The sequence below is a fragment of the Bradyrhizobium sp. genome (assembly GCF_049798375.1).
In the GTDB taxonomy this organism is placed as follows: Bacteria; Pseudomonadota; Alphaproteobacteria; order Rhizobiales; family Xanthobacteraceae; genus Bradyrhizobium.
Genome location: NZ_JBARGP010000135.1, coordinates 1 through 9,923 on the forward strand (window position 1 = coordinate 1; position 9,923 = coordinate 9,923).

The window sequence follows — 9,923 nt, forward strand, 5'->3', positions numbered from 1 at the left end:
GCCGATGTCGCAGGCGGACAATCCAATCCTGACGAAGGCGGCGTTGAATCGGGCCGAGGCCGCGGCGATGCGGCGCGCGGGCGAGGCGGCACGCGGTGCCACGCTCTATGTCACCCTGGAGCCGTGCTCGCATGTCGGCCGGTCGCCGCCCTGCGCGGATGCCGTCATTGCGGCCGGGATCTCCCGCGTCGTCTCGGCAATCGAGGATCCCAATCCGCTGGTGGCAGGGCAGGGGCATGCCAGGCTGCGCGCAGCCGGCATCACGGTCGATGTCGGGCTTTGCTCCGCCGAAGCCGTGCATGACCATGCCGGCCATTTCCGCAGGGTCCGCAACCAGCGCCCGCATGTCATCCTCAAGCTCGCGGTCTCTCCGGACGGCAAGATCGGAGCTGCCGGCCACAAGCCGGTGGCGATCACAGGCGAGGCGACGCGGATGCGCGTGCACCTGTTGCGCGCGCAATGCGACGCCATTCTGGTCGGCATCGGCACCGTGCTGGCGGACGATCCGCTGCTGACCTGCCGGCTACCAGGTATGGAGAAACGCTCGCCGGTACGCGTGGTACTCGACACCGCGCTGCGCATCTCCGGCAGCAGCCAACTGGTGCATTCGGCCCGGACCACGCCGCTGTGGGTCATGGCCGCGGAGACGGCCGAAGCGGCCGCCGCGACCAGGCTCGGTGCTGCCGGCGCGCAAGTCGTTCGCCTGTCGCCGCGTACCGTCCCAGGGCTCGATCTCGCTGCCGTGCTGCATGCGCTGTCCGAGCGCAACATCACGCGGCTGTTGGTCGAGGGCGGCAGCCGCATTGCTTCGGCCCTCGTCACGGCCGAGCTGGCCGACGAGATCTGGCTGTTCCGCGGCTCCAAGTCGATCGGCGAGGGCGGTATCGCTGCGCTGGATGCATTGCCGCTCGACGCAATCACGCAGTCGCCGGCCTATCGCGTCCGTGCTAGCGAAACCTTCGACCACGACACCCTCACGATCTACGAGCGCGCGTAAAATGTTCACCGGCATTGTCACCGATATCGGCGAGATCGAAAGCTTCACACCGACCGCGCAGGGCCAGCTGCATCGCCTGCGTATCGCCTGTCATTACGACCGCGCCGGTATCGCGGATGGCGCCTCGATCGCCAACAACGGCGTCTGCCTGACAGTGGTGCAGTCGGGCGTCACTGATGGCAGGACCTGGTTCGATGTCGATGCCGCCGCCGAGACCCTGGCGCTGACCACCGCCAAGCATTGGACCGTCGGCACCAGGCTTAATCTGGAGCGCGCGCTGAAGATCGGCGACGAGCTCGGCGGTCATGTCGTCGCGGGCCATGTCGACGGTATCGCCACGATTGAGAGCCGCGAGGAGCTGCCGGATATGGCGCGCTTCGTGCTGAAGACGACGCGCGAGCTGGCGCGCTTCATCGCATCGAAGGGTTCGGTGACCTTGGATGGCGTGTCGCTGACCGTCAACACCGTCGATGATGTCAAATTCTCGGTGCTGATCATTCCGCACACGCTGGCCGTGACAACTTTGTCGTCCTGGCAGGCGGGCAGCGAGGTTAACCTCGAGGTCGATTTGATGGCGCGCTATGCCGCACGCCTGACGGAGATGAAATAGCTTTTGCTGAGCCTTTCCTTAGCTTTTCCTTGGCATTGCGGGCGCGCGCGCCTACAAGGCCAACCCACTTCCCGATAGCACGGACCATCAAATGGCAGACGCCCGGCGCGCGCCGCTGAAAGATCAGACCGATATTTCCGGCGCGAAGGCGCTGATTGTCGAGGCGCGATTCTATGACGACATCCAGGACGCGATGCTGGAAGGCGCGGTGGCCGAGCTGAAGGCGGCGGGCGTTTCGCACGACATCCTCACCGTGCCCGGCGCGCTGGAGATTCCGGCCGCTATTGCGATCGCACTCGATGCTGCCGAGAAAGACGGCAAGCCCTATGATGCGGCAATCGCGCTCGGCTGCGTGATCCGCGGCGATACCATTCATTTCGAGATCGTGTCGAACGAATCCTCGCGCGCGCTGATGGACCTCGCGGTCGACAAGCGCTTCCCGCTCGGCAACGGCATTCTCACCGTCAATACCGAGGACCAGGCGTGGGCACGGGCGCGCGCCTCCGAGCTCAACAAGGGCGGCGATGCCGCGCGTGCGGCGCTCGCCATGCTGCGTATCAAGCGCCGCCTGGCGCGGGGCTAGAGCGATGGCGGAGAGCAAGGGCAAACCGGGCGCCAAAGGCTTGGGTACCAAGGGCCCTGATCGCAAGGCCAACCGCCGCGGCGCCGCGCGGCTCGCTGCGGTGCAGGCGCTCTATCAGATGGATATGGCTGGCACAGGCGTCAACGATATCTTTGCCGAGTATGAGAGCCACTGGATCGGCAGCGAGGTCGAGGGCGAGCAATACCTCCCCGCAGAGGCTGCGTTCTTCCGCGACGTCGTCTCCGGCGTGGTGCGCGACCAGACCAAGATCGATCCCGTGCTCGACGAGGCGCTGGAGCGCGGCTGGCCGCTGAAGCGGATCGATGCGATTCTCCGCGCGGTTCTGCGTGCCGGAGCTTACGAGCTCGAGCATCGCAAGGACGTGCCGGCCCGCGTCGTGGTGTCGGAATATGTCGACGTTGCGCATGCGTTCGTCGAGCGCGAGGAGACCGGAATGGTCAATGCCGTGCTCGACCAGCTCGCGCGCAAATATCGCGGCGACGAGTTCGAGCAGAGATAGGTCAATGCATCGGGGCGGGCCACAGCACAGCTGTCATGCCCCACGCCGGCGGGGCCTGCATTACGCCGCAGCCCATCGGTTCAACCGAACCGCCTCTGGAATACTGGATTCCCGCCTGCGCGGCGATCACAGTGGAAGGTGGGGATCAAGCCAATGACCCTCGACACTCCCTCCGGCGAAGACTCCCTGATCGCCCGTTATTTCAAGCCGCTGGCGACCGATCCCGGTGCCTTTGGCCTCATGGACGACGCTGCGGTCATCAAGGCCGACGGCCACGACCTCGTCGTCAACACCGACGCCATTGTCGAGGGCGTGCACTACCTGCCCGATGATCCGCCCGACACCATCGCGCGCAAGGCGCTGCGGGTGAACTTGTCTGACCTCGCCGCCAAGGGGGCTGAGCCGGCCGGCTTCGTGCTGACCTTGGCACTGCGCCAGAGCGACGAATCCTGGCTCTCGGCCTTCGGACGGGGGCTCGGCGAGGACGCAAGGACGTTCGGCTGCCCGCTGCTCGGTGGCGACACCGTCTCGACGCCCGGGCCGGTCATGATCTCGATCACGGCCTGGGGCAGGGTGCCGTTGGGGCGCATGGTGCATCGCTTCGGCGCCAGGCCCGGCGATCGCGTGATGGTGACGGGCACGATCGGCGACGCCTCGCTGGGGCTGGCCGTCCTGCAGGGCAAGCCCGCTGCGGCGGCATTAGCCGCTGATCCTGCCGCACGGGAGATGCTGGTCGGCCGTTACCGGGTGCCGCAGCCGCGCAACGCGCTGGCCAAAGCGGTGCGCGACTTTGCCACCGCGTCGATGGACGTCTCCGATGGCCTGGCCGGCGATCTGGCCAAGCTCTGCGCGGCCTCGCGCGTCACCGCCGATGTCAACCTGCCGAAGATCCCGATCTCGCCGGCGGCTGCGACCCTGCTGGCCGTTGGGGCGGCCGACCTCGAAGCGATGATCTCCGGCGGCGACGATTTCGAGATCCTGTGCACGGTTCCAGCCGACCGCTGCGAGGCCTTTGGCACTGAAGCGCGGCGCGCCGGTGTCGCGGTGGCCGAGATCGGCGTCATCACGGCAGGCGATGGACACCCGCGCCTTCTGAACGCGGAAGGGCAAGCAATCCCCCTCAAGCGCCTGTCCTTCAGCCACTTCTAACATCTGTTCGCAATCGCACATTGCGCCTCGCGGGAAGTGACCGAATTTAAAGCCGTTTGGCCTTTCGCGGCGTTGCGTCATGAAGGCGATTTTGGCAAGCTTGCAGCGGTTTGAGGCACTTCCCATTCGCGGAAGACCTCTTACGGGGACGTGCGCTGCAACAACCGCGGCGAGCGTGGGCATAAAAATCAGAAAGCCGAGGAAACTACATGTCAGCATTATGGGTAATCGTGCTCTGCGGGTTGCTTTCGATCGTGTACGCGATCTGGGCCACCTCGTCGGTCCTGAAGGCCGACGCAGGCAATGCGCGAATGCAGGAAATCGCGGCAGCCGTGCGTGAGGGCGCGCAGGCCTATCTGCGCCGCCAATACACGACCATCGGGATCGTCGGCATCGTGATCTTCGTGCTTCTGGCGATCTTCCTCGGTATTCCCGTCGCGATCGGCTTTGCCATCGGCGCGATCCTGTCCGGCGCGGCCGGCTTCATCGGCATGAACGTCTCGGTACGCGCCAACGTCCGCACCGCGCAGGCCGCCACCACCTCGCTCGCCGGCGGTCTCGAAATCGCCTTCAAATCCGGCGCCATCACCGGCATGCTGGTCGCGGGTCTCGCGCTGCTCGGCGTCACGATTTATTTCGCGGTGCTGACTCAGTTCGCGAAATATGCGCCTGACAGCCGCGTCGTGATCGACGCCATGGTCGCGCTCGGCTTCGGCGCTTCGCTGATCTCGATCTTCGCCCGTCTCGGAGGCGGCATCTTCACCAAGGGCGCCGATGTCGGCGGCGACCTCGTCGGCAAGGTCGAGGCGGGCATTCCGGAGGATGATCCACGCAACCCCGCCACCATTGCCGACAATGTCGGCGACAATGTCGGTGACTGCGCCGGCATGGCCGCCGATTTGTTCGAAACCTATGCGGTGACCGCGGTCGCCACCATGGTGCTGGCGGCGATCTTCTTTGCCAAAACCCCGCATCTCGAAAACATGATGATCCTGCCGCTCGCAATCGGCGGCGTCTGCATCATCACCTCGATCATCGGCACCTTCTTCGTCAAGCTCGGCCCCAGCCAGTCGATCATGGGCGCGCTCTACAAGGGCCTGATCGCAACCGGCATCCTGTCGCTGGGCGGCGTTGCGCTGGCGATCTCCTGGATGGTCGGCTTCGGCAAGCTCGACGGCGTCGATTACACCGGCGCGGCCCTGTTCGGCTGCGGCGTGGTCGGCCTCGCCGTCACCGGCCTGATCATCTGGATCACCGAGTACTACACCGGCACCGATTATCGTCCGGTGAAGTCGATCGCCCAGGCCTCCGTCACAGGCCACGGCACCAATGTGATCCAGGGCCTCGCGATCTCGATGGAGTCGACCGCGCTGCCGGCGCTCGTCATCATCGCCGGCATCCTGATCACCTACAGCCTGGCCGGCCTATTCGGCATTGCGATCGCCACCGCGACCATGCTGTCGCTGGCCGGCATGATCGTCGCGCTGGACGCCTTCGGTCCGGTCACCGACAACGCGGGCGGCATCGCTGAGATGGCCGGCCTGCCGAAGGAGGTCCGCAAATCCACCGACGCGCTGGACGCGGTCGGCAACACCACCAAGGCCGTCACCAAGGGCTACGCGATCGGCTCCGCCGGCCTCGGCGCGCTTGTGCTGTTCGCAGCTTATAACCAGGACCTGCAGTACTTCATTGCCGATCCGGCGAACCACAGCTATTTCGCCGGCGTCAAGCCCGACTTCGCGCTGACCAATCCTTACGTAGTGGTTGGCCTCTTGTTCGGCGGCCTGCTGCCTTATCTGTTCGGCGCGATGGGCATGACCGCGGTGGGCCGTGCGGCGAGCGCCATCGTCGAGGAGGTGCGGCGCCAATTCCGCGAGAAGCCCGGCATCATGCAGGGCACCGACAAGCCTGACTACGGCAAGGCCGTCGACCTGCTCACGAAGGCTGCGATCAAGGAGATGATCATCCCGTCGCTGCTGCCAGTGCTGTCCCCGATCGTGGTCTACTTCGTGATCTACGCGATCGCGGGCGGCGGACCGCTCGGCAAGTCGGCGGCATTCTCGGCGGTGGGCGCGATGCTGCTCGGCGTCATCGTCACCGGCCTGTTCGTGGCGATCTCGATGACCTCGGGCGGCGGCGCCTGGGACAATGCCAAGAAGTACATTGAGGACGGCCATTTCGGTGGCAAAGGCTCTGACGCGCACAAGGCGGCGGTGACCGGCGACACTGTCGGCGATCCCTACAAGGACACGGCGGGACCGGCCGTCAATCCGATGATCAAGATCACCAACATCGTGGCGCTCCTGCTGCTCGCGGTGCTCGCGCACTAACATTCTGGTCTCATGGACGACCAGCATGTCATCCCGGGGCGATGCGTAGCATCGAACCCGGGATCTCGAGATGCCAGGCTCCCCGCTGACGCGGCGCCCCGGAATGACGATGAGAATCTCAAAATTGAAAACCCCGCGGTGCGAGCCGCGGGGCTTTTGTTTTTTCTTGCCGTCAATGCGAGAGGTGCAAGAGACCGGATCTGAAATTTCGAGATCCCGGGTTCGCCGCTGACGGGCGCCCCGGGATGACGGCGCGTGCGCGCCGTCAGTTGAAGCTGAGCAGCTTGAACAGCGGCGTCAGGTAGCTGAGTTCCTGGCCTGAGGTCGGCGTGGTGCGGCTGATGAAGTCGAAGATCTTGCCGTCCTTCAAGCCGTAATTGGCGAGCCGGCGCACCTGGCGGTTCTTGTCGAAATAGATCGCGACCACGCGCTGGTCGACCACCCGCTGGTTCATGAAGGCGACCGGCCGGTCGGCGCGCTGGGAGATGTAATAGAACACCTCGCCGTCCAGGGTGGCGACGGTCGAGGGCGTGCCCATGACGATCAGCACCTGGTCCTGGCTCGCTCCGATCGGGATCTGCTCGAGCGCGCCGGGGGGCATGATGTAGCCCTTCTGGAACTGCTCGCCGGTACAAGCGGCGAGCAGGAAGCAGGTCAGCGCGACCACGCCGGCGGTGCGCAGGCGCGCACCAAGGCCGCGGGACAACGTACGGGCAGAAATTCGCATTGGCTCAGTCATCTCACGAACGGGGCCCCGTCCCTTGCATCGGGCAGGGCGTTGACGTACCGGGCAGCGGCACGGATTGCAACACGCGACCCCACCGGGGTGCATGCGCGGGACCTCGGATGCTCTGGCCGTTCAACCATTTCAGGAAATCCCCGAAGTCCCCGCGTGGGACCATTCAGGCCATCTATGGCATGATCGTGGCGCATGCGCGAGAACCGTTGTTTTATAAACACTTGGACGTGCCCGATACGGTGGACGGCCGGCTCGATCTGTTGATTCTACAGCTCTGGCTGGTGCTGCGGCGGTTGCGCACCGTGCCGGGTGGCGCCAAGCTCTCGCAGGCCCTGTTCGACCATTTCTGCAGCGACATGGACGCCAATCTGCGCGAAATGGGGGTGGGGGACCTCGCCGTGCCCAAGCGGATGCAAAAGTTCGGCGAGGCATTTTACGGCCGGACCGCGGCTTACGACCTCGCTTGGTCGGAGAGTGAGACACGGCTGGCGCAAGCGCTGCAGAAGAATATCTTGAATGGGACGCATCCGGAGAGCGCGCGGCTTCTGGCGGCCCATGCGGCGCGAGTCGCGGCCACCCTGGAGGCATGCGACGATGCGACGCTGTTGCGCGCCGCTTGGCGCTTCCCGGTGCCGCTCGAGCAGGATTTGACGACATGAGCAGCAGACACAAGGATACGCCCGGTCATCGGACTGAAACAGTCAGGGAGCCGGCGAGGGATGCCTTTCAAAAGAGCCCTCATCAAAAAGAACCTCATCAAAAAGAACCTTGGCGCACGGCGCCGGTCATCGTGGCCCAGATCCCGGAAGCCGGGTTGCACCGGGAGATCGAGGCCGATTTGGCAGCCCGAACGGCGATCGCAGAGCTCGCGCGCCTGCGCGAGGTCATCTCGGCGCGGGCGGCGTTTGATCTGACGCCGAAGTCGGACGGCAAGGTTCATGTCACCGGCCGGGTCACCGCCCGGATCGGGCAGGATTGCGTGGTTACGCTCGATCCGATCGAGAACGAGATCGACGAGGCGATCGACCTCATTTTTGCTCCGCCGGAACAGATTCCGCAGTTGGCGGATCTGGTCGACGACGATGCGGACGATGCTGCCGAGGTGCCCGATCCGCCGGAGCCCATCATGAACGGTCAGGTCGACCTGGGACGGATCGCGACCGACGCGCTGCTTCTCGGCGTCGATCCGTATCCGCGCAAGGAAGGTGCGGTGTTCGAGACTGAGGCCGAGGCCGACGACCCCGAGGGTAACCCGTTTGCGGCGCTGAAGGCGCTGCAGCCGCGTGGATCGAAGAAGGGCGATAATGGTTGAGTCGATTGCCGAACAGGCTCGAAAAGGCGTCATAAGGCCTTGATCGATTTCGGCTAACTGACTATTTCGGCTTGGCGGTGCAGCCCTGCAAGCCGGCAAATGGCCTGTGGTCAAGAGGTTGTTTCGGCCCGGCGAGGCGCTATTGTCGCGGCCCGGCCGGAGCAGCGTGTGGTGCCTGGCCGGCTGTGTGCGCGTTAATCCCTGTCGTGAAGCGCCTCACGCGACCGCATGAAGAAAGATCGGGTTTCCGGGACGTCATGCCTCAAAAGGTTCGAATCGCGCTGGACGCCATGGGCGGGGACGTCGGCGCGTCGGTCGTCATTCCCGGTGCGGCGGTGGCGCTTGCGCGGCACCCGGACTGCGAATTCCTGTTGTTTGGTGACCAGGCGCGGATCGCGCCCGAGCTCGAGCAGCACGCGGCACTGAAGGCGGCCGCGCGCGTGATCCACACCGACGTCGCCGTCGGCAACCATGAAAAGCCGAGCCAGGCGCTGCGGCGGGGGCGCAAGACGTCCTCGATGTGGCTCGCCATCGAGGCCGTGAAGAAGGGCGAGGCCGACGTCGCGATCTCGGCCGGCAACACTGGCGCGCTGGTGGCGATGGCGCGGTTCTGCCTACACATGCTGGAGGGAATCGATCGCCCGGCCTTGGCTGCGATCTGGCCGACCTTGCACGGCGAATGCGTGGTGCTGGATCTCGGCGCCACCATCGGCGCCGATGCGCGCCATCTGGTGGCGCTGGCGGCGATGGGCAGTGCGATGGCCAGTGCACGCCTCCATATTGCCAGGCCCAAGGTCGGACTGCTTAACATCGGCACCGAACAGATGAAGGGCCACGAAGAGATTCGCGAGGCCGGCGACATGCTGCGCGCGATGAACCTTCCGCAGCTCGATTATATCGGTTTTGTCGAGGGCGATGGCATCGGCAAGGGCGCTGCCGATGTGGTCGTGACGGAAGGCTTTTGCGGCAATGTCGCGCTGAAGGCGGCGGAGGGAACCGCCCGGCAGGTCGTCGAAGTCCTGCGCGGCGCGATCCAGAACAGCCTGATGGCCCGCATCGGCTATCTCCTGGCGCGCGGCGCATTCCAGACGCTTCGGAACAAGATGGACCCACGCAAGGGCAACGGCAGCGTGCTGCTCGGCCTCAATGGCATCGTGGTCAAAAGCCATGGCGGAACCGATGCCGAAGGCTTTGCCTCAGCGGTCGGGGTTGGCTATGAGATGGCGCGCTACGATCTCCTGACCAAGATCAATCAAACATTCAATCGCGAAGGCGGTGCCCTGGCTTCCGTGCCGGCCGCCCAGGAGGCTGTCTCGTGACGATACGTTCGGTGGTGCTCGGCTGTGGTTCCTACTTGCCACAGCGGGTGGTGACCAATGCCGAACTGGCGGGCCGAATCGATACCTCGGACGAGTGGATCGTTCAGCGTACCGGTATCCGTGAGCGGCATGTCGCGGCTGACGGCGAGTTCACCTCGCATCTGGCCCTCAATGCGGCCCGGGCGGCGCTTAGCTCCGCCGATGTCGATCCGCAGTCGATCGAGTTGATCGTGCTCGCGACCTCGACGCCGGACAACACGTTCCCTGCGACCGCGGTTGCCGTGCATAATGCGCTCGGCATCAACCACGGTGCGGCGTTCGACCTGCAGGCGGTCTGCTCCGGCTTCGTGTTTGCGCTCGCCAC

The 9,923-nt window shown here is 65.2% G+C and carries 10 protein-coding genes and 1 pseudogene; 10 read left to right on the forward strand and 1 reads right to left on the reverse strand.

The window, feature by feature from the left end; genetic code table 11:
- The 6 genes from ribD to WA702_RS05905 all read left to right on the forward strand — a co-directional run.
- On the forward strand, positions 1 to 997 hold a 997-nt coding region (ribD, locus tag WA702_RS05880), incomplete at its 5' end, for a bifunctional diaminohydroxyphosphoribosylaminopyrimidine deaminase/5-amino-6-(5-phosphoribosylamino)uracil reductase RibD (RefSeq protein ID WP_425109592.1).
- Between the two features lies 1 nt (position 998).
- Positions 999 to 1,607 (forward strand): riboflavin synthase, encoded by a 609-nt coding sequence (locus WA702_RS05885; RefSeq protein WP_425109593.1) that lies wholly within the window; start codon positions 999 to 1,001, stop codon positions 1,605 to 1,607.
- 91 nt (positions 1,608 to 1,698) lie between these two features.
- Positions 1,699 to 2,190, forward strand: coding sequence for a 6,7-dimethyl-8-ribityllumazine synthase (gene ribH, locus WA702_RS05890; RefSeq protein WP_425109594.1), 492 nt, complete (start codon positions 1,699 to 1,701; stop codon positions 2,188 to 2,190).
- 4 nt (positions 2,191 to 2,194) lie between these two features.
- Positions 2,195 to 2,710, forward strand: a complete 516-nt coding sequence (nusB, locus tag WA702_RS05895; RefSeq protein ID WP_425109595.1) for a transcription antitermination factor NusB — start codon at positions 2,195 to 2,197, stop codon at positions 2,708 to 2,710.
- 153 nt (positions 2,711 to 2,863) lie between these two features.
- A complete protein-coding gene (gene thiL, locus WA702_RS05900; protein ID WP_425109596.1) occupies positions 2,864 to 3,859 on the forward strand; it encodes a thiamine-phosphate kinase in 996 nt (331 codons plus the stop codon).
- 209 nt (positions 3,860 to 4,068) lie between these two features.
- The gene (locus WA702_RS05905) at positions 4,069 to 6,189 is read left to right on the forward strand and encodes a sodium-translocating pyrophosphatase (protein ID WP_425109597.1); all 2,121 of its coding nucleotides are present in this window, start codon (positions 4,069 to 4,071) and stop codon (positions 6,187 to 6,189) included.
- A 265-nt stretch (positions 6,190 to 6,454) separates the two neighbouring features.
- Here the strand turns inward: WA702_RS05905 and WA702_RS05910 are convergent, their stop codons facing one another.
- The gene (locus WA702_RS05910; RefSeq protein WP_425109598.1) at positions 6,455 to 6,916 is read right to left on the reverse strand and encodes an outer membrane protein assembly factor BamE; all 462 of its coding nucleotides are present in this window, start codon (positions 6,914 to 6,916) and stop codon (positions 6,455 to 6,457) included.
- Positions 6,917 to 7,035: 119 nt separating this feature from the next.
- On the opposite strand from WA702_RS05910, the gene WA702_RS05915 reads away from it, so the two are divergent.
- From WA702_RS05915 to WA702_RS05930, 4 genes and pseudogenes are all read left to right on the forward strand, one after another.
- Positions 7,036 to 7,587 carry a ubiquinol-cytochrome C chaperone family protein gene (locus WA702_RS05915; protein WP_425109599.1) on the forward strand — a complete coding sequence of 184 codons (552 nt, stop codon included), beginning with the start codon at positions 7,036 to 7,038 and terminating at the stop codon, positions 7,585 to 7,587.
- A complete protein-coding gene (locus tag WA702_RS05920) occupies positions 7,584 to 8,240 on the forward strand; it encodes a YceD family protein (protein WP_425109601.1) in 657 nt (218 codons plus the stop codon). The genes WA702_RS05915 and WA702_RS05920 overlap by 4 nt, the downstream gene beginning before the upstream one ends.
- A gap of 257 nt (positions 8,241 to 8,497) precedes the next feature.
- The gene (gene plsX / locus WA702_RS05925) at positions 8,498 to 9,559 is read left to right on the forward strand and encodes a phosphate acyltransferase PlsX (protein WP_425109600.1); all 1,062 of its coding nucleotides are present in this window, start codon (positions 8,498 to 8,500) and stop codon (positions 9,557 to 9,559) included.
- Positions 9,556 to 9,923: pseudogene (locus WA702_RS05930) on the forward strand (3-oxoacyl-ACP synthase); the annotation flags it as partial. The gene plsX and the pseudogene WA702_RS05930, both read left to right, overlap by 4 nt.

Excerpts from the sequence above, each read along its gene's own strand:
- WA702_RS05885 (WP_425109593.1), top strand. The coding sequence starts at position 999 with ATGTTCACCGGCATTGTCACCGATATCGGCGAGATCGAAAGCTTCACA.
- ribH (WP_425109594.1), top strand. The coding sequence starts at position 1,699 with ATGGCAGACGCCCGGCGCGCGCCGCTGAAAGATCAGACCGATATTTCC.
- nusB (WP_425109595.1), top strand. The coding sequence starts at position 2,195 with ATGGCGGAGAGCAAGGGCAAACCGGGCGCCAAAGGCTTGGGTACCAAG.
- thiL (WP_425109596.1), top strand. The coding sequence starts at position 2,864 with ATGACCCTCGACACTCCCTCCGGCGAAGACTCCCTGATCGCCCGTTAT.
- WA702_RS05905 (WP_425109597.1), top strand. The coding sequence starts at position 4,069 with ATGTCAGCATTATGGGTAATCGTGCTCTGCGGGTTGCTTTCGATCGTG.
- WA702_RS05910 (WP_425109598.1), bottom strand. The coding sequence starts at position 6,916 with ATGCGAATTTCTGCCCGTACGTTGTCCCGCGGCCTTGGTGCGCGCCTG.
- WA702_RS05915 (WP_425109599.1), top strand. The coding sequence starts at position 7,036 with ATGCTCTGGCCGTTCAACCATTTCAGGAAATCCCCGAAGTCCCCGCGT.
- WA702_RS05920 (WP_425109601.1), top strand. The coding sequence starts at position 7,584 with ATGAGCAGCAGACACAAGGATACGCCCGGTCATCGGACTGAAACAGTC.
- plsX (WP_425109600.1), top strand. The coding sequence starts at position 8,498 with ATGCCTCAAAAGGTTCGAATCGCGCTGGACGCCATGGGCGGGGACGTC.